This is a genomic window from Candidatus Soleaferrea massiliensis AP7, assembly GCF_000820765.1.
GTDB lineage: Bacteria > Bacillota > Clostridia > Oscillospirales > Ruminococcaceae > Soleaferrea > Soleaferrea massiliensis.
In genome coordinates this window covers 32,425-51,896 of sequence record NZ_CCYH01000027.1, presented here as the reverse complement: position 1 = coordinate 51,896, position 19,472 = coordinate 32,425, and the positions used below count along the sequence as shown (strand labels likewise).

Annotated in this window: 14 protein-coding genes and 1 CRISPR repeat array; of the genes, 5 read left to right on the top strand and 9 right to left on the bottom strand. The window is 50.4% G+C overall.

Translation table 11 applies throughout. The annotated features are described in order from the left end of the window. Positions 1-16: 16 nt before the first annotated feature. From miaA to BN348_RS06000, 6 genes are all read right to left on the bottom strand, one after another. The gene (miaA, locus tag BN348_RS06025; protein ID WP_040196926.1) at positions 17-952 is read right to left on the bottom strand and encodes a tRNA (adenosine(37)-N6)-dimethylallyltransferase MiaA; all 936 of its coding nucleotides are present in this window, start codon (positions 950-952) and stop codon (positions 17-19) included. Positions 953-1,402: 450 nt separating this feature from the next. Then, the gene (gene mutL / locus BN348_RS06020; protein ID WP_040196925.1) at positions 1,403-3,451 is read right to left on the bottom strand and encodes a DNA mismatch repair endonuclease MutL; all 2,049 of its coding nucleotides are present in this window, start codon (positions 3,449-3,451) and stop codon (positions 1,403-1,405) included. 145 nt (positions 3,452-3,596) lie between these two features. Further along, entirely contained in the window at positions 3,597-6,221 is a 2,625-nt protein-coding gene (mutS, locus tag BN348_RS06015) for a DNA mismatch repair protein MutS (protein WP_040196924.1), read from the bottom strand. Positions 6,222-6,314: 93 nt separating this feature from the next. Continuing rightward, the gene (locus BN348_RS06010) at positions 6,315-6,719 is read right to left on the bottom strand and encodes a YlbF/YmcA family competence regulator (RefSeq protein ID WP_040196923.1); all 405 of its coding nucleotides are present in this window, start codon (positions 6,717-6,719) and stop codon (positions 6,315-6,317) included. Between the two features lie 272 nt (positions 6,720-6,991). Then, entirely contained in the window at positions 6,992-8,413 is a 1,422-nt protein-coding gene (gene miaB, locus BN348_RS06005; protein ID WP_082020822.1) for a tRNA (N6-isopentenyl adenosine(37)-C2)-methylthiotransferase MiaB, read from the bottom strand. Between the two features lie 133 nt (positions 8,414-8,546). Beyond that, complete coding sequence (locus BN348_RS06000) at positions 8,547-9,512, bottom strand: RluA family pseudouridine synthase (RefSeq protein WP_040196922.1); 966 nt, start codon at positions 9,510-9,512, stop codon at positions 8,547-8,549. 333 nt (positions 9,513-9,845) lie between these two features. Further along, a CRISPR array of direct repeats spans positions 9,846-10,411; the repeat unit is 32 nt; unit sequence ATTTCAATCCACGCACCCGCAAAGGGTGCGAC. A gap of 464 nt (positions 10,412-10,875) precedes the next feature. On the opposite strand from BN348_RS06000, the gene pyrE reads away from it, so the two are divergent. Together pyrE and BN348_RS05990 are read left to right on the top strand one after the other, a co-directional pair. Beyond that, the gene (pyrE, locus tag BN348_RS05995; RefSeq protein ID WP_040197035.1) at positions 10,876-11,463 is read left to right on the top strand and encodes an orotate phosphoribosyltransferase; all 588 of its coding nucleotides are present in this window, start codon (positions 10,876-10,878) and stop codon (positions 11,461-11,463) included. A gap of 35 nt (positions 11,464-11,498) precedes the next feature. Beyond that, positions 11,499-12,197: a JAB domain-containing protein gene (locus tag BN348_RS05990; RefSeq protein ID WP_242844314.1), complete on the top strand. Its 699-nt coding sequence runs from the start codon at positions 11,499-11,501 to the stop codon at positions 12,195-12,197. Between the two features lie 208 nt (positions 12,198-12,405). Here the strand turns inward: BN348_RS05990 and BN348_RS05985 are convergent, their stop codons facing one another. Continuing rightward, entirely contained in the window at positions 12,406-13,254 is an 849-nt protein-coding gene (locus BN348_RS05985) for a LysR family transcriptional regulator (protein WP_242844313.1), read from the bottom strand. 136 nt (positions 13,255-13,390) lie between these two features. Here BN348_RS05985 and BN348_RS05980 point away from each other — a divergent pair, with 136 nt between their 5' ends. After that, positions 13,391-14,290, top strand: a complete 900-nt coding sequence (locus BN348_RS05980; protein ID WP_040196917.1) for a DMT family transporter — start codon at positions 13,391-13,393, stop codon at positions 14,288-14,290. A gap of 221 nt (positions 14,291-14,511) precedes the next feature. Here the strand turns inward: BN348_RS05980 and BN348_RS05975 are convergent, their stop codons facing one another. Next, positions 14,512-15,048, bottom strand: a complete 537-nt coding sequence (locus BN348_RS05975) for a PadR family transcriptional regulator (RefSeq protein ID WP_040196916.1) — start codon at positions 15,046-15,048, stop codon at positions 14,512-14,514. Between the two features lie 121 nt (positions 15,049-15,169). Between BN348_RS05975 and BN348_RS05970 the strand changes: the two genes are divergently transcribed. Next, a complete protein-coding gene (locus BN348_RS05970; RefSeq protein ID WP_040196914.1) occupies positions 15,170-16,570 on the top strand; it encodes an MATE family efflux transporter in 1,401 nt (466 codons plus the stop codon). Between the two features lie 190 nt (positions 16,571-16,760). Here the strand turns inward: BN348_RS05970 and BN348_RS05965 are convergent, their stop codons facing one another. After that, positions 16,761-16,997, bottom strand: coding sequence for a hypothetical protein (locus tag BN348_RS05965; RefSeq protein ID WP_040196912.1), 237 nt, complete (start codon positions 16,995-16,997; stop codon positions 16,761-16,763). A 431-nt stretch (positions 16,998-17,428) separates the two neighbouring features. Between BN348_RS05965 and uvrB the strand changes: the two genes are divergently transcribed. Then, the gene (gene uvrB / locus BN348_RS05960; protein WP_040196910.1) at positions 17,429-19,414 is read left to right on the top strand and encodes an excinuclease ABC subunit UvrB; all 1,986 of its coding nucleotides are present in this window, start codon (positions 17,429-17,431) and stop codon (positions 19,412-19,414) included. The last annotated feature ends 58 nt before the right edge of the window (positions 19,415-19,472 follow it).

Below are 19,472 nucleotides of genomic sequence, written 5' to 3'. Positions count from 1 at the left end.
GTTCTCCTACATGATATCATAGTATCCCACAAATTTCCATACTTTTTCCGCAAATTTCCAATAAATTTTCTATTTCGTCCATATCATCCATATAAATCCAATTTATATGTTCTTCCCGGCGAAACCAGGTCAGCTGTCGTTTCGCATACCGGCGGCTCTCCTGCTTGATCTTATCGACCGCCTCTTCCAAAGAAAGCTCCCCGTCGAAATAGCGGAACAGCTCCTTGTAGCCGATGGCCTGCCTGGCTGTCCGGCTGAGACTCTGACGGTACAGGCGCTGTGCTTCCTGCAAAAGCCCCGCATCCATCATCTTCTCAACCCGCAGGTTGATGCGGTCATACAGCTTCTGCCGGTCGCGGTACGCAAGGCCGATCATACAGGTATTGTATTCTCTCGGCGCGAGTCTCGAGCGGCGCTGATGCTCACTCATCGGGATGCCGGTCAGCTCGTACACCTCCAGAGCGCGGATAACCCGGCCCTGATTGTTCGGATGCAGCTTTTCAGCAAGGACGGGATCCACTGCTTTGAGCCTTTCCCAAAGCGTGAGCGGTCCGTATGCGCGGCCCTCTTCCTCCAGCCTGAGCCGAACAGCGGAATCGCTTTCGGCCTCTTTGAACTGGATGTTTTCGAGCAGCGCGCGCACATAAAGGCCGGTGCCGCCGACCAGTACCGGCAGCTTCCCCCGCGCGTGGATGCCGGAAATGACCGGCTTCGCACACCGGACATAATCCGCCGCGCTGAAATTCTCTGCGGGATCGACAAAATCCATCAGATGGTGCGGGATGCCCCGCATCTCTTCAGCGGACGGCTTCGCGGTGCCGATCTGCATCTCCCTGTAGATCTGCATCGAATCGGCGGAGACAATCTCCCCATGATACCGCTGTGCCAGCGCGACGCCCAGCGCCGTTTTGCCGGACGCCGTCGGTCCGACCACTGCGACAAGATTGATCATACTCTCACTCCGGTTTGTGTTCTATCATTATCATACCATGATCTTTCATAAAAACAAGTCTCATAGAATTATTTTATCATTTTGACTAATACCCGTACAGCATTTAGGCCCGGTATTGAACGCGGCCGAACAGGCATGCCGCGCGATAAAACTCTGAAACGATGGATATAACGGTATCATTGCCAGAGCCGGCAGGATTGGTTATCCGGCTGTGATGCTGTCTCCGCTTTAACGTTTGGGTTCAGGTTATTCCCTGTCCTTTTGTGCGACAGTACGTCAATAAATGTTTATGAAATTGCTGGGAAACACCGTACCTGCAGATGATGACGGATTCATAAAATGTACCGGGCAGCGGAATGGTAACGGAAATCGTACCGCAAAACCGTTACAATCCAGTTTATATATCTCAGCCTTATGTAACCGATATAAGTGTTATAAGCCGTTACACGATCATGAGCCCAACCGTCCAAACTGTTTTTCCAGCTCCTTTTGGGTGAGCTTCAGATAGATGGGCCGGCCGTGCGGGCAGTGCTGAATATCCGGATGCTCCTTCAAAATGGATACCAGCTGTCTGAGCTCCAGCTTGGAGCTGCGGTCGTTCGCCTTGATCGCCGCGCGGCAGGCAACCGAATGATACAGCCAGTCCAGGTCTTCGGGAAGGATCTTCCGCTTATGATTTGCCATCTCATCCGCAATTTCGCAGATGATATCCGACACGCTCTTTTCGCTGAGACTGATTGGGACCGACCGCACAATCAGCATGCCTTCCCCAAAGTCCTCGGTTTCAAACCCGACCTCGTCAAACAGCTCCAGATGACGGATGGCCGCGTCATACTCCTCCCGGCTCAGGCTGACCGTCACCGGCGCGAGCAGCACCTGTTTGTGCTCCTTTGCACCTTCCAGTATCTGTTCATACAGGATGCGTTCATGCGCCGCATGCTTGTCGATCAGCAGCAGCTCGTCATGATGCTCCACGACAATGTAGGTACAGAACGCTTCGCCGATCACGCGGTATTCGTCGATGTCCGAGAAGCCGGTATTCTCCGAACCCCCTGTATGTTCGGGAGCATCCTGTGACCCGCCTGTCTCCAGGTTCGTACGCTGAGTTTCCATCGGCATCACAGGCTGGGTCAACGACGCGGCCTGCTCCCGCTCGATCCTTCGCCACTCAATCTCCTCGGTTTTCATCTGCTGATTTTGCGCATCCTCGGCGGCGGTTTCGGGCCAGGAACGACTGCTTTCATAGACAACAGCGGTGGGCTGCCGCAGAATGGTTTGCCCCTGTGCTTTGGATTTTTCCGCGGGTATCGCCGCTTCATACTGGGAACGGCGCTGTCCGATTACAGAGCCATCCTCAGCCGGCTCACAGGATGGCCGCGGCTTTTCCGCCGGCTGCGCGCCGAATGCTTCCTTATAGGCCTGCGCCGTCATATGCAGCTGTTCAGGCGCTTTCGGCTGAGCGGATGTAAATGCCTTCTGCTGGTCGGCAATCCTGATCGGCACATGATCTTCCGCGCTCATCAGTGTATTTCTGACCGCCGCATACAGCAGCTGGAAGACGCGGCGTTCATCCGCAAAGCGCACCTCGAGCTTGGCGGGATGTACGTTGACGTCGACGGTGTTCGGCGGAATCTCAATGTTCAGGACGCAGGCCGGAAACTTCCCAACCATGATGGCGTGCTTGTACGCTTCCTCCAGCGAGGCCATCAGCACCTGTGACTTGATGTACCGCCGGTTGATGAAGAAGTGCTGCATCCGCCGGTTGGGCCGTGAAGCGGAGGGCCGGCTGATGAATCCATGGACGCGCAGGCCGTTCTCCTCATAATCCACCTTGACCAGCGAACCGGCAAATTCCCGCCCGAACACCGCATAGACGGCTGACAGCGGGTTGCTGTCCCCCGGCGTAAAGAGCTTTTCGGTGCCGTTGTTGATGAGCCGGAAGGATATCTGCTCGTTGGCCAGCGCCATCTTGTCGACGATTGACGCAATCGCGTTCGCTTCGGTCACATCTTTTTTCAGGAATTTCATGCGCGCGGGTACATTGTAGAAGATATCCCGCACGACGACGGTGGTGCCGTCCGGGCAGCCCGCTTCATCGCGGAAAACCTCTTCGCCGCCGTGCACGACGTAACGGGTGCCGTTCTGCTGCCCGGCTGTTTTGGTCAAAAGCTCCACTTTGGACACCGCGCAGATGGATGCGAGCGCCTCGCCGCGGAAACCCAGCGTAAAGATCGTGTCGAGGTCCTCGCTGGTCTGCACCTTGCTGGTTGCGTGCCGCAGAAACGCCGTCGGCACGTCATCCGGCTCGATGCCCTTTCCGTTGTCGGTCACGCGCAGGAAGGTCACACCGCCCCGCCTGATTTCGACGGTGATGGTTGTCGCACCCGCATCGATGGCGTTTTCGACAAGCTCCTTGACCACCGACGCCGGCCGTTCAATGACCTCTCCCGCCGCAATCTGTTCGGCGACCTGCTTGTCCAGAACACGGATATTTGCCAATCAAACTCACCTCGCTTATTCTGTCTTCTGTAATCATTTGTTCGATATTCTTATTTTGAAAAATGTATGTTTCCTTTTTGAAAAACGACTAAAGCTTCGACCAAAACAGATGAGTAACGCCAAGATACTGTCTCGAATTTGTGCGTCAGCCGTCCTTCTTACCGCTGATCAGCTTGAGCTCATGCAGGATGTTGAGCGCTTCCAGCGGGGAAAGGACGTTGGTGTCGATTTCCCCCAGCCGCTTGATCACCTCATTATCCTGCGGATTCTGGATGATGAACTGGTCCGGATTGTACTCCCGCTTTTTGACCTTGACGTTCTTCGGCAGGTTGATGCCGATGCCGTTTTCCAGATTGTCCAGAATCTCATAGGCGCGCTTGACCACCTCGTTCGGGATGCCCGCCAGCTTCGAAACCTCGATGCCGTAGCTGTCGTCGGTGCCGCCCGGGATAATCCTTCTCAGAAAGATGATGTCGTCCCCGCGCTTCTTGACCGCGATGTTGTAGTTCTTGATGCAGTCGAACATCTCCTCCAGCTCGGTCAGCTCGTGGTAGTGGGTGGCAAACAGCGTTTTGGCGCCCAACTTTTTGGAATCCGCGATGTATTCCAGAATCGCGCGCGCAATGCTCATGCCGTCGAAGGTCGAGGTGCCGCGGCCGATCTCATCGAGGATCAGCAGGCTCTTTCTGGTCGCGTTTCGAAGGATGTTCGCAACCTCGTTCATCTCGACCATGAAGGTGGACTGCCCGCTCGCCAGATCGTCGGATGCGCCGACACGGGTATAGATGCCGTCCACAATGCCGATCTGCGCCGACTTAGCCGGCACAAAGCAGCCGATCTGCGCCATCAGGGTGATCAGGGCCACCTGGCGCATATAGGTGGATTTTCCTGCCATGTTCGGTCCGGTGATCACGGCGATCTGCCGGTCCGCGCAGTTGAGGTCGGTGTCGTTCGCCACAAACAGCGAGCCGCTCTGCACCGCTTCAACCACCGGATGGCGGCCATCCTTGATGATGATCTCATCGCCCAGCGTGATGGTCGGGCAGCAGTAACCCTGCTTGACGCTGACCGACGCGAACGAACAGAGCACATCCAGCTTGGCGACGGCCTGTGCGGTCAGCTGGATGCGGTAGAGCTGCGCCGCAATCTCCTTGCGTATCTGTTCAAAGAGGTCCTGCTCGAGCAGGACGATCTTTTCATTGGCTCCAAGTATTTTGCTTTCCAGCTCCTTTAACTCTTCGGTGATGTACCGCTCACAGTTCGCCAGCGTCTGCTTGCGGATGTACGCCTTTGGTACCAGCGGCAGATTGGACTTGGTTACCTCTATGTAATATCCGAAAACCTTGTTGTAGCCGATCTTCAGATTCTTGATGCCGGTTTTCTCCTTCTCCGACGACTCCAAATTGGTCAGATACTGTTTAGAGTGCCGGACAATGTCCCTGAGTTCGTCAAGCTCGCGGTTGTATCCCGTACGGATCACATGCCCGTCCTTGAGGTTGACCGGCGGGTCGTCGACGATCGCGTTTTCTATCATGTCATGGATATCTTCCAGGGTGTCGATATTCTGATAGATTTCCCGCAGCATAATGGTGTCGATGCCTTCGATGCTCTGCTTGATCTGAGGAAGCACCCTCGACGTAAAGGCCAGCGCCCTGACCTCCCTTGCGTTCGCATTGCCATAGACGATCTTGGTCATCAGCCGTTCCATATCGAAGACATGGGTCAGCAGCTCGGTCAGGCTCTGCAGCAGGACATTTTCCTGATAAAGCACCTGGACCGCGTTGAGCCGGTTGTTGATCAGCGCGGGATTCAAAAGCGGCTGTTCCAGATAGGTTTTGATGAGCCGTTTCCCCATGGCGGTTTTGGTCCTGTCAAGCACCCACAGCAGGGAGCCTTTCTTCTCTTTGGAACGCATCGTTTCGGTGAGCTCCAGATTCCGGCGCGCGACCAGATCGAGATTCATAAACTGGTTGTCGTTGTAAAAGTTGACGGTGTGCAGCCGTTCCAGACCGGACATCTGCGTCTTGGAGACATAGGAGAGCAGCACGCCCAGGCACTGTATCGCCGTATCCTTGTCGTCCAGCCCGATATCCGGCAGCGGTTTTTTAAAATGGTTCAGGACCTCACGGGTATTGGGCTCCAGCGCAAAGTCCTCTTCCTCATAATAATCCACCGTGCAGTTCAGCGTGACCTTGATGAAGTCCGTGAGCTTCTTGCATTTCAGCACCCGCGGATTGAAGATGATCTCCGAAGGCGTGAACCGCCCGATCTCATTCATCAGCCGGTTCTGGATATTCTTGTCCACCAGCTCGGTGATGTAGATCTGTCCGGTGGAGATATCCGCAAAGCAGACGCCTGCCTTTTTCTTCTCATTGAGATAGATGCAGCACAGGAAGTTGTTGCTGGTTTCGTCGAGCATACTGGTTTCAATGATCGTACCCGGCGTGATGACCCGTACGACCTCCCGCTTGACGATGCCCTTACACTTTGCCGGGTCCTCCACCTGCTCGCAGATGGCGACCTTGTACCCCTTCTCCACCAGCCGCTTGACATATGCCTCGTAGCTGTGATAGGGTACGCCACACATCGGGGCCTTCTCTTCCTGTCCGCAGTCCCTGCCGGTCAGGGTCAGTTCCAGTTCCTTCGACGCTTTGATCGCATCGTCGAAAAACATCTCGTAAAAGTCGCCGAGCCGATAAAACAGGATTTCATCTTGGTACTGCTTTTTGATGTTGGTATACTGTTTCATCATGGGTGAAAGCTCTGCCATAATTGTCGTTCTCCCTTTTGCATGGATTCTCTTATGATATGGTCCCGGCCCGCCGGAGAAAACCGGCAGGCCGACGATCAGCTTCTATGAAGTTTAGTGGCAGCCCGAACAGCTCGAGCAGCTGCCGGAGCACTGCGCATCCAGATCGATGGTATCCGGATCCTGACCGTTGACGCACAGGCTCAGCACCTGGTTGACCTGGTTCAGCAGCGTGTCCATCTCCACCTTGGCGGTGTTGAACGCAGCCATATTCGGATTGCTCATGACCTGCTGATAGACCTTCTGCAGCTCTTCATTGAGCTCCTCGAGCTTCTTCTGATCTTTATCTTCCTTGCTGACCTCGTTGTTGAGGTCCAGACGCACGAGGTTGAATTTGCCGATCAGCTCCTGCAGCTCTTTATCCTCGTCGTTTGCTTTTTTGGCGCTCATCAGCGCGATGTATCTCTCATCGGCCTGGATGGCCTTGCCCATGTCCTTTGCCATTTGAATGATATCCATAATCCATAACTCCTTTGACTGTAATATACTGAACAAATCTCTTTTTATTCAGATGCAAAGGCTCTCTTCCAAAAAGCCCTTGCATCTGAATGCAGCATCCCTGCTGCGTTCAGCGATATTCGGTCATGTTCGCAAAGCAGTCCTCAATTTGATTTACATCCGCCGGCAAAGGTTTCGTAAAGCAAATGAACCCTATTTGCCCAGCCCTTTTGCCGCCGTAAACTTCGGGGCGCACCGACGCCCACGCCGGGACAGAACCTTTCTAAGTATGCTCAAACCAGCACGCCCGACAGCGCCGCGTTTCGTGCTTCAGTGATCTTTACATGAACAAACTGGCCAATCAGGCTATCATCCGCTTCGAAATCAACGATGGTATTACTTTCGCTGCGTCCGGTCAAAAAGCCCTCCCCGGAGCGCCCCTTCCCATCCGCCAGCACACGCAGTGTTTGTCCGACATAGGAAGCGTTGCGCTTCCTGCCGATTTCACCCTGCACCTCCAAAAGCTCCCGGAACCAGCGGGATTTCTCCGCGTCGGTCGTAAGGTCCTCCATAGCGGCGGCTTTGGTGCCGACGCGCTTGGAATAGAGGAAGGTGAAGAGCGCGTCATATTCGACCTGCTTGACAAGCGCGAGCGTCTGTTTGAAGTCCTCATAGGTTTCGGATGGGAATCCCACCATGATATCGCTGGTAAAGGTCACGCCCGGGATTTTTTCCTTTGCATAGCGGATGATGTCCAGATAATCCTCTGCTGTATAGCGGCGGTTCATCTGTTTCAGAATCCGGTTGGAACCGCTTTGCACCGGCAGATGGATGTGGCTGCAGATTTTATCGCATGCGGCGATGGTGTCAATCAGTTCTTTTGTGGCGTCCTTTGGATGGGAAGTCATAAAGCGGACACGGAAATCCCCATCGATGGCCGCAATCCTTCGCAGCAGCTCCGCAAAGGATATCTCGTCCTCTTTGCTGCCATAGGAGTTGACATTCTGCCCTAATAATGTTATCTCCTTAAAGCCCTCGTTTATCAGCTCTTTTACCTCTTTTAATATCGCTTCCGAGGACCGGCTGCGCTCTCGGCCGCGCACATATGGAACAATGCAGTAGGTACAGAAGTTGTCGCATCCATACATAATCGGAACCCATGCCTTGATATGGCCGTCGCGTTTGGTCGGCAGTCCTTCCGCTATGACGCCGTCCGACCCGGTGGTTTCAAAAACGCGGTGCCCGCTGGTCAACGCCTCGTACAGCAGCTCCGGAAACGCGTGCAGCGCATGGGTTCCGAATACGAGGTCTACGAAAGGAAAGCTCTTTTTAATCCGCTGAGCGATGTGTTCCTGCTGCATCATGCAGCCGCACAGCCCGATAATCATCGATGGATTCCGCCGTTTCTGGTTTTTGAGAGCGCCGACATTGCCGAACACACGGTCTTCCGCGTTTTCCCGTACGGCACAGGTGTTGTAGATGACGACATCCGCCTGCCCAATTTCATCGGTCATGCGGTATCCCATCTCCGCAAGCATGCCCTTGATGTGCTCGGCGTCGGCAACATTCTGCTGACAGCCATAGCTGTGTACAAACGCATACGGACTTGAGCCGCTTTGCTGGCATGCAGTCATATTGATATCATAAACACGCTTCATAAAGGCGCGCTGTTCATCCAGTATTTCTTCTGGAACGGTGCTTACGGATTTTACCATAAGGAATTGTTTCCTCCTTGTCGTTTATCAAACCGCCATACAGCACGTTTCAATGGCAGTTTCGAAAGATATGACATCCGGTCGGAATTTGTAAAACATATTGTTTTATTATACCGAACCTGCCGGGGTTCTGTCAAATTATTTTTCCCGCTTCAAAATCCCGCGCAAACCATACGTCCTCAACTGTAAAGGTCCGGCCGTTCAGGTAATCAAGCACACCGGCATCGGTTTGAAAATCAAACGTGAGCTTATACGAATACAGGGCCTGATGTTTAAATCCCGTTCCCTTGTTCATCCGATTGCGGCCATACTTGGTATCGCCCAGCAGTGGATGGCCGATCGACGCGAAATGCGCCCGAATCTGGTGTGTCCGCCCTGTGAGAAGCTCAACTTCAACCAGGCTGAACAGCCGCTTTTCAGACAAAACCCTGTACTTGGTCAGAATCGTCTTTGCTCCAGGTCTTGGAGACTCGAACACCGTGACGGTATTGTTCTGCTCATCCTTCGTCAAATAGCCCTTCAGCACGCCTCTCTTCTGCGGCAATATCCCGTGTACAATGCAGAGATACCATTTTCTCAGTTCTCTGCATTTTATCTTTTCATTCAGTATTCGAAGCGACGGCGCGTTCTTGGCCGCAATCACAATACCGCCGGTGTTCCGGTCAATTCGGTTGCACAAACTCGGAGCAAAGGAATGTTCATCCTCAGGATCATATTCCCCTTTTTCATACAGATAATGTTTGATCCGGTTGATCAGTGTGTCAACCTGTTCCTGCTGGTCCTCGTGCACGATAAGCCCCGGGCGCTTATCGACCAGCAGAATGTTTTCATCCTCATAGACCACATCAATGTGCGTGCCGGCCCGTAAAAAATCAAGACCGCCGGGATTCGTTTCAAAAAATTCATCGTTGATATAAAGGGAAACCGTATCTCCAAGCTGCAGGCGGGTATCGTTTTTACAGCGCTTGCCATTCATTTTGATACGTTTGGTGCGAATATATTTGTATAAAAGCCCCTGGGGCAGCTTCGGCACGGCTTTGGTGATAAACTTATCGATGCGCTGGTTGCAGTCGTTTTGCCCAATGACAAAAGTCTTCATACTCTCTCCCTTTTCTTCAAATTCCGCTATTCAAAATATTATATCAATTTTCCATCTTATTTTTATGATGAATTTGTTTGCTAAAATGAAATTTTAGCAAACAAAAAGCCTCGCAGACCAAGATCATCTGCGGGGATTTTTTGTTGTTTATTCTTTAGTACTGATAAAGATCCGGACTGTTTGCACAATCCTGTTTTGTGACTTGTGGGAATCAGACAGATTGATTTCAATTTACGTACTTATGAAGGATACGACTTGCTTCAACAAATTTAATCCAAGCACCCACAAAGGGGTGCGACGGCTGGTTAAAACGAGCGAAGACGGCGTTGTGGAATTTTAATCCACGAACCCGCAAAGGGTGCGACAGGCCGATGTTAAAGCCCATGCCGCCGACGCCCGATTTCAATCCACGCACCCGCAAAGGGTGCGACAGAAGTTCAGGTGTATGGTGACGCAAAGCATCGGATTTCAATCCACGCACCCGCAAAGGGTGCGACGGGACCGGAGGATACGGTCATCACGGTGGACGCATTTCAATCCACGCACCCGCAAAGGGTGCGACTGCACCCACATAAAAAAGAATCCTCTTTTCGGCTATCTAATTTCAATCCACGCACCCGCAAAGGGTGCGACCAATGGGTAGTGGTCGATCGACTGATCGATGCGCTATTTCAATCCACGCACCCGCAAAGGGTGCGACCCGATTGCGCCGAACCTAAAAGCATAGACGAGTTATTTCAATCCACGCACCCGCAAAGGGTGCGACGCGAAGCCTGCGAAATCTCCCGGACGCACAAAGAATTTCAATCCACGCACCCGCAAAGGGTGCGACTTTCCGCCTGATGTTGCTCCAATTAAGGATTCCGCATTTCAATCCACGCACCCGCAAAGGGTGCGACCGCATACACAAAGAACCAGCCTAACAGGCCATTTTACAGCTTCTTCTATGCGAAGGTGATAAACAGCATCTCAATCTTACCATCAAACACCGTCAATATTCAAAAAATCCCATCAATACGACACTGCGAACCTCCTGGAGATTTCATGTTCACTCGACATTCGCACAGGGATTTCCGTGATTCTTTATGAACAGTATTATTATACCGCGCTCATAAGGATATTGTCAATCTATTTGCTTTTTCGTCGATCTATGACAGTTCTTACTTTTGACACAGTTATAGACAACAACCGAGTCTCACAAAAGAGTTATCTGCATATACACTATCTGAAAGTAACACATAAGTGACAAAAAGGTCATAAAATGGCCTATTTACTTGACGCTAGAAATATTATATAATAGAAATAATATGACCTACAGATCATTTTCAGGTGGGTTCATGACAAATACAGGGGGTAATTGATTGTGATTACAAAAGAACGGGTTTTGGAAATTTTAAAAGAAGCTGGTGTTCTGCTGGAGGGACATTTTCTGCTGACCAGCGGCAAACACAGCAATAAATACCTGCAGTGCGCTAAGATCTTCCGGCATACCAAATACAGCGAAGAGCTCTGCGCCGCTCTTGCTGAAAAATACAAGGACAAGGGTGTTGAGGTTGTCATCGGTCCGGCTTTGGGAGCAATCCAGATGGCCTATGAAGTCAGCCGCACACTTGGCTGTGAGAACTTCTTTGCAGAGCGTGAAGACGGTAAAATGACATTGCGCCGTGGATTCCAGGTTCATGAAGGTATGAAGGTTCTGATTGTAGAAGATGTTGTCACCACCGGCGGTTCGGTGCGCGAGGTCATTGAACTGGTCAAACAGGCCGGTGGGGATATCGTTGGCGTCGGATCCATTGTAGACCGCACCAATGGAAAGATCGATTTTGGCGTCCCATTTGAGAGCGTCATCGCAGTGGATGTAGAGGCTTGGGAAGCTGAGAACTGCCCCCTGTGCAAAGAAGGCAAAATTGATTTGGTGAAACCCGGCAGCCGTAAACTGCCGACCAAATAACAGATAGAAATTTTAAAGGACAGAAGGTACTGGAATTGACAGAAAATCCACACAAAGGACATCGGGAACGGCTGAAAAAGCGTTTTTTACAAAGCGGAATGGATGATTTTGAAGATCATAACATCTTGGAATTGCTGCTTTTCTATTCGATTCCACAGAAAGATACAAATCCAATCGCACATGCGCTTCTGGATGCTTTCGGTTCTCTGTCCAATGTATTGGATGCTCCTTATGAGGAACTTGTCAAGGTGAAGGGCATATCGGAAAACTCCGCTTCACTGCTTAAATTGATTGCGCCTCTCTCCCGCGCTTATCTGGATGACAAATACAAGAATGGACATGTCATCAATTCCACCGAGCAAGCTGGAGAATTCCTTCTTCCAAAGTTTATAGGCCGTACGAACGAGGCTGCTTATCTGCTGAGTCTGGACAACAAGTCCAAGGTTATCAACTGCAGCAAGATCATTGAAGGAAATGTAAATGCTGTTGCCATTTCCATACGCAAAATTGTCGAGCTGGCACTCAAAGACAACGCAACGGCCTGCATCGTTGCACATAATCATCCATTGGGACTGGCCATTCCCTCCAACGATGATATCGATACAACACTGAAGATCAAGGAAGTTTTGGAGACATTAAACATTCAGCTATTGGATCATATCATTGTCGCAGAGGATGATTTTGTTTCATTGGCAGACTCAGGCGCATTTGACCCATCTTTCACCGGGTTTTAATTGCAAATTTCACAATAAAGCATTTATAGCGGAAGGCTGCAGGGAATCTGTGGCCTTCCGCTATTTTACAGGTGAAATGCTTCCGCTGCAGCGCAGAACCGCGCCGTCCTTAATCTGCGATATCCATCACAATCTGTCTGTAAGACTAAGAGTCTTGGAAATGCCATCTGTTTTTTGGCATCCGGCTTGCATCCTCCGGAAATTCCTATTATCTATCTCTGTAAGGCAGATATTCCAGAAACCGTCTGACTGCCACGGATACCGTTTTACTGTCTCTCATGGCGAATCCGATGTCGCGATAAGCCGGTATTTCCAATTCCTTGCATACCACTTTATATGGTATGCGCTGTAAAATGAGTTCCGGCAGAATGCTGATCCCCAGCCCGCTCTCCACCATGGACATAACAGCATAGTCATCCCACGTCGTAAAGCGTACATTCGGAGTGATATGGTTCTTGTCAAAGACCTCCGATATTTCAGCCTTTGCGCCCTTTTCCAAAAGCACAAAAGGGTCCCTGCATAATGCGGACAGCGGAAATCTGTCACAGGCCACATACGTATGGTTCTCCGGCAGTACCGCCAGCAGCCGGTCCCGTTTTAAAAAGATGGTTTCGAGTTCCGGCCTCGCAGGCAGCCGGAGAAAACCACAATCCACCCGTCCCTCCAGAATCCACTTTTCAATCTCCGTGTAATCTCCCAAAAGCAGTTCGTATTCAATATTGGGATAGTCCTTTTGAAATTCCTGGATGATTTTAGGAAGCCAATGGGTGGCTACACTGGAAAAGGTACCGATTCGAATCAGGCCTGACTGCATTCCGTTCAAGTCGTCCACCTGCATTTGGAGCTGACGGTAATCATTACAGATGCACTGTACATAAGGAAGCAGTCTGAGGCCGTCTGAAGTCAACGCAACACCGGACCGGCCCCGGTCCAGCAAAGATATTCCCCATTGCGCTTCCAAGTCCGCTATCATACGGCTGACGCCTGATTGTGAATAGTTTAACAATTCAGCCGCCCTTGTAAAGCTCCCGCACTCCGCCGCTTTCACAAATGCCATATATTTTTGAATTCCCATGATCGTTTCCCTCATTATGATAGATTGTCATATAACAGATGATAAACATTCGTTTTTCTGATATATACAGATATGATATACTATCCGTTAAGAAATTACAAGTTGGGATGGTGACATGATGAGAAAAAACTATATCAAATACATCTTTGCACTGCTGCTTTTCGGTTCCAATGGACTTGTAGCCAGCTATATCTCCCTGACAAGCTATGAGACTGTTTTTTTAAGAACCATGATCGGCAGCATATTTTTACTCCTGATATACTGTATAACCCAAAAAAGATTTCAACTGCCCCAGAATAAAAAACACACCTTGTATTTGATGATCTCCGGAGCCGCGATGGGTGCAAGCTGGATGTTTTTATACGAGGGCTATCATCAAATAGGCGTCAGTCTGGCAACGCTGACATACTATTTCGGTCCCGTCATCGTGATGGCGGCCGCACCGTTTCTTTTCAGAGAAAAGCTGACAGCAACAAAGATCACAGGCATCATTGCCGCCCTCCTTGGCATCTTTCTGATAAATGGAAACGATCTGCTGCAGGGCGGGTTCTCTTGGGGATTGATCTGCGGCATTTTGTCTGCGGTCATGTATGCTGTGATGGTCGTATTCAATAAACTTTCAGCAAGCATCACCGGACTCGAAAACGCTGTTTGGCAGCTGTCATCCAGCTTTGTCACGGTAGCGATTTTCACCTTTCTAAAACAGGGCTTTTGCATTCCTGTCGCCGCTGGAGATCTTCTTCCTGTTCTGTTCCTCGGCGTTGTCAACACCGGTATCGGATGCTATCTGTATTTTTCCTCAATCGGACACCTGACCGCGCAGTCGGTTGCTCTGTGCGGCTATTTGGAACCACTCTCAGCACTTTTCTTCTCTGCGGCTTTCCTGCAGGAACGGCTGGCATTGATTCAGTTTGCAGGCGCCTTTCTCATTCTGGGCGGAGCGGCATTCGGTGAATATTACGGACGAAAACAGTCTGGTCTTAAATCGCAGGTACATAAAAACGATCCATCCATTTAATATCAAACTGCTTAGAAAAAACGGGGCCGCCGGCAGTCGTCCTTTGCTTCTTCAGTTTCGAAAATCCTATCAATGGCTCTTTGGTAACCAAAAATACTTTTGGGCGGGAGTGCAGCTTTCTAGGCTGTACCGTTTGCCCCAGAGAAGCATCGTTTGTCAGACCGCCGGTACATTTTTACCAGGCGGTAAAAAACAGAGAATCCGTGCGGTTTTCGTCAATCTCAATCTAAAAAAAGCGCTTTCTCTTTCAGCGGCGCAATCCATGATTCGATGGTTTGCACCAATACATACTGCTGCTTTAAGACGGCCATACCTGTTTCAGGGATATCCGACGCATGTTCTTTTTCTCTAATATTATCTTCCAGATACGCCTTTAGGGTCTTTACATTGTCCTCAATGTAGGTCAGGCATGCTTTCTGGCCCTCTGGTGAAAGGCTTGACAGATTTACGATCACAGCATTAAAATCCAAAAATAAATGAATGGGCTGCGAAGCGATCTCATACATCAGACTTTCAAATACCTTTTCACCGGTGTCTGTCAGGGAATAAACGACTTTCTCCGGCATTTTCCCCTCTTTTATTGATTGTCCTTTGATGCAGCCCTTCTCCTCCAGCTGAATCACCTTTTTGTATATCGAAGGCGTACTGATTTTTACCCACTTCGAGATGTTGCGATACTCCACCAGCTTTTGAATGTCATAAGCGCTCAAGGATTCTTTTTTTAATATTCCCAATACGATCAAATCTATGGTTGCCATAATAACCTCCTTTTTCTATTGACAACTAGTATAAATTATAGTAGTATGGTTTCTATCACACAATTACTATAATTTATAGTACTATAATTTACGTGTTTTGTCAAGTGAAAGGAGAGTCAACATGAATGGACGCAACACAAAAATAGAATTGCTGGGGAGCGCGCCAATACCAAAAGCACTTCTGGCGTTGGGACTGCCAACCATGATCGGTATGCTGATCAATGCCCTCTACAATTTGGCGGACTCCTACTTTGTGGGAGGGCTGGGAACCGACCAAATGGGAGCGGTTACGGTGGCCTTTCCTCTGGGGCAGATTGTGGTGGGCTTAGGGCTGCTGTTTGGTAATGGCGCTGCTGCCTATCTGTCGAGGCTGCTTGGCCGAGGAGACAAAGATACGGCGAACAAAGTGGCCAGCACAGCCGTGTACAGCAGTATTTTCATTGGGGCAATTGCTATTTTCTGCATGGTTGTTTTCCTGAAGCCCATACTGAGCCGATTCGGCGCAATTGAAAGCGTCATGCCCGATGCCATTGCCTATTCCAGTATTTATATCACCTTTTCAATTTTTAATGTATTCAATGTCACGATGAACAACATCGTATCCAGTGAAGGAGCCGCAAAAACGGCCATGTTTGCGCTTATGATGGGGGCTGTATTGAATGTGATATTGGACCCTGTACTCATCTATGCGTTAAACTTCGGCGTTACCGGTGCCGCCATCGCCACTGCCATTTCACAAATCGTGTCCACGTTGGTTTATTTGTGCTATATTTTCCGGAAAAAGAGTATATTCCATTTTCGCGTGAGAGAATGCAGTTTTTCCAAAAAGATCATGTCCGAGATTTTAAAGATTGGAATTCCCACACTGGTTTTCCAGCTGCTGACCAGTTTTTCGATCGGTATGACAGACAATGCGGCAAAGGAATTGGGAGGTTCCGCGCTTGCCGCAATGGGGCCGTTTACCAAAATCATGTCTATGGGAAGCCTTGTTGTATTTGGATTTCTGAAAGGGTTCCAGCCAATCGCCGGATTTAGCTATGGGGCAAAAAAGTTTGACCGTCTGCGTGACGCGATGAAAACTTCCATCCTCTGGTCCACTGTATTCTGCGCCATCTTTGGTTTCGCTGCCGCCATATTCTCCGAAGAGATCATGGCGTTCTTTACAAAAGGCGATACGGAAATGATTCGTGTCGGTTCGCTTGCATTGCGGGCAAACGGTATGACGTTTATACTCTTCGGCTTTTATACGGTATATTCGTTTTTGTTTCTTGTCATGGGGAAAGCAAAGGAGGGCAGTATCCTCGGCGCCTGCAGACAGGGAATCTGCTTGATACCTCTCATTCTGATTCTGCCGCGTTTTTTTGGACTGAACGGCGTCCTCTTCGCTCAGCCGATTGCGGACGTGATTTCTGCGGTGGTCACTGTATGGATGGCCGTCCATCTTCATAAGGAATTGGCCGCATATAAAAGCAAGTTCCTACCGGCCGCAGCGGCGTCAGTTGACAGAGAATCCATCTATTGACGCCAAAGAGACAGCACTCGTATGAAAACGATAAGCCTGCAGATCGGAAGACGACTGCTGATACCAAATTACATACAGATAACAAAACGGCGATTTTGGAGAAATTTCAAAGCCGCCGTTTTGTTTTTTAACGATCTAAAGAGTCAGAATAAACCGCGCCACTTTTTAATTCATGACGGAAATGGTATCATCAGATGGTTTTCTTATCGAAAAGACATACTGAACGATATCCACGCATTTCTTCAGAAATTTTCGTCCGCCATGCGCCCATCATAATTTTTTCCGCTTCAGGAAACAAAGCCGCGTGCCGAGAGCCTGGCATGTACATACCGCCGCGCGCGCCTTTCATTGCAGCATCAAAATATACAAGATATTGGGTATACTGAAAAATAACTTCTCTGAAAGAAAGCCTTTCTTTTCCCTCCATTGAGAAAATGCAATTGTATCATTTTTATGCCCACATCTTCATGTTAAAGGATGAGGGTGGATCAAACTTTCAATACCAAATTTTACATAGATCATCATGGAATCGCATATTAAGCAACCATAACTTACAAAAAATGTGTGGTCGTCCCGGGGATGAACTAGATACCTGTCCAATTGAATAAACTTTTATTTTGTGTTATAATGAACTGTAAAACCAGTTGATCATAAGAAGCCGCCAAGCGGGCTTTTTCGTTGCGAACTTTTCTCAGAACCTGCCGAATTCAGCGGTTTTTTGAGGACCTGTTCGCTGTATCATCATGATCCGGCTGGTCTATGACACTATTATGACGAATGAAGCGAATGACGCGATTAGATAGAGACGGGAAAACGCCATATTTTGTGATTGATCACAGTATTTTAGGAGCTAGTTTTATGGATCGTTTTATTTTGAAATCGCCGTATCAGCCGACTGGAGATCAGCCGCAGGCAATCGACCAGCTGGTTCACGGCGTCGAGAACGGGTACAAGGAACAGACGCTGCTGGGCGTCACCGGTTCCGGCAAGACCTTTACCATGGCAAACATCATCGCCAAGGTGAACCGGCCCACCCTGGTGCTTGCGCACAACAAGACGCTGGCCGCGCAGCTCTGCTCGGAGTTCAAGGAATTCTTCCCGGAGAACGCCGTGGAGTATTTTGTCTCCTACTATGACTACTACCAACCGGAAGCATACATCGCCAACACCGATACCTACATTGAAAAGGACAGCGCCATCAACGAGGAAATTGAAAAGCTGCGCCATTCGGCGACCTCCGCGCTGTCGGAACGCCGGGACGTCATCATCGTGTCGAGCGTCTCGTGCATCTATTCCCTGGGCAGCCCGATCGATTACCGCAACATGGTCATCTCGCTGCGGAAAGGGATGACAAAAGAGCGCGACGAGCTGATCCGCAAGCTGGTTGAAATCCAGTATGAACGAAATGACATCAACTTTATCCGCAACAAGTTCCGCGTGCGCGGGGACGTTGTCGAAATCTTTCCGGCCTACAGCGGTGATACCGCGATCCGGGTGGAGTTCTTCGGCGATGAGATCGACCGCATCTCCGAAATCAACCCGCTGACCGGAGAAATCAAAAACAGCATTGCCCATGTCGCCATCTATCCGGCTTCGCACTACATCGTGCCGCAGGACAAGATGCAGTCGGCGCTTGAGAAAATCCGCGCCGAAGCGGACGAGCGCGTGAAGTTTTTTCGGGACAACGGCAAGCTGATCGAAGCGCAGCGCATTGCGGAGCGCACCAACTATGATCTCGAAATGCTGACCGAAATCGGATTCTGCAAGGGTATCGAGAACTATTCGGCGGTCATGTCCGGCAGGAAATCCGGCAGCGCCCCGTTTACGCTGCTCGACTATTTTCCCGACGACTTCTTATTCTTTATCGACGAGTCGCATGTCACGCTGCCGCAGGTCAAGGGCATGTACGGCGGCGACCATGCCCGCAAAAAGAACCTGATCGATTTCGGCTTCCGCCTTCCGAGCGCTTATGACAACCGTCCGCTCAACTTCGACGAGTTCTATGACAAGCTGAACCAGACCATCTTTGTTTCGGCGACGCCCGGCGACTTTGAACGCTCAAAATCCAAGCAGATTGTGGAACAGGTCATCCGGCCGACCGGACTGCTCGACCCGAGGATCACGGTCAAGCCGGTCGAGGGGCAGATCGACGACCTGCTGTCCGAAATCAACCTGCGAACCGCCAAAGGCGAAAAGGTGCTGGTCACAACGCTGACCAAAAAGATGGCGGAAAACCTGACCGCTTACTTCGAAGATATGGGCGTCAAAATCCGGTACATGCACTACGACATCGACACCATTGAGCGTATGGAGATCATCCGCGATCTGCGGCTCGGTGAATTCGACGTGCTCGTCGGCATCAACCTGCTCAGAGAGGGTCTGGATATCCCGGAAGTGTCGCTGGTGGCGATCCTGGACGCAGACAAGGAGGGCTTCCTGAGAAGCGAAACCTCCCTGGTGCAGACCATCGGACGCGCCGCGCGCAATGAGAATGGTGAGGTCATCATGTACGCGGACAGCGTCACGCCGTCTATGGAACGCGCGATCCGGGAGACTGAACGCCGCCGTGAAATCCAGCAGGCGTATAACGAAGCGCACGGCATCGTGCCGAGGACCATCAAGAAGGATGTCCGCGACATCCTTGAAATCTCGGTGCATGACGACGACAAGCCCAAGAATAAAAAGGGACGGAAGCTCAACAAGCGCGAAACGTACGCATTGATTGAGAAGCTGAAGGGCGAGATGCGAAACGCTGCCAAGATTCTGGAATTTGAGCATGCCGCCTACTTACGCGACAAGATCCAGAAGCTTGAAGAATCCTTAAAGGATAAACATCTCAAATAAGAAAATTGTTATATACGTCGCAGGCAGGCCCTGCGAAGCATCCGCCGCCCGGCCGGGC

Coding starts and splice junctions, on each gene's coding strand:
- uvrB (WP_040196910.1), top strand. CDS start 17,429: ATGGATCGTTTTATTTTGAAATCGCCGTATCAGCCGACTGGAGATCAG.
- BN348_RS05985 (WP_242844313.1), bottom strand. CDS start 13,254: ATGGCATTTGTGAAAGCGGCGGAGTGCGGGAGCTTTACAAGGGCGGCT.
- BN348_RS06000 (WP_040196922.1), bottom strand. CDS start 9,512: ATGAAGACTTTTGTCATTGGGCAAAACGACTGCAACCAGCGCATCGAT.
- BN348_RS05965 (WP_040196912.1), bottom strand. CDS start 16,997: ATGGAGGGAAAAGAAAGGCTTTCTTTCAGAGAAGTTATTTTTCAGTAT.
- BN348_RS06010 (WP_040196923.1), bottom strand. CDS start 6,719: ATGGATATCATTCAAATGGCAAAGGACATGGGCAAGGCCATCCAGGCC.
- BN348_RS05970 (WP_040196914.1), top strand. CDS start 15,170: ATGAATGGACGCAACACAAAAATAGAATTGCTGGGGAGCGCGCCAATA.
- mutS (WP_040196924.1), bottom strand. CDS start 6,221: ATGGCAGAGCTTTCACCCATGATGAAACAGTATACCAACATCAAAAAG.
- BN348_RS05975 (WP_040196916.1), bottom strand. CDS start 15,048: ATGGCAACCATAGATTTGATCGTATTGGGAATATTAAAAAAAGAATCC.
- BN348_RS05980 (WP_040196917.1), top strand. CDS start 13,391: ATGAGAAAAAACTATATCAAATACATCTTTGCACTGCTGCTTTTCGGT.
- miaB (WP_082020822.1), bottom strand. CDS start 8,413: ATGGTAAAATCCGTAAGCACCGTTCCAGAAGAAATACTGGATGAACAG.
- miaA (WP_040196926.1), bottom strand. CDS start 952: ATGATCAATCTTGTCGCAGTGGTCGGACCGACGGCGTCCGGCAAAACG.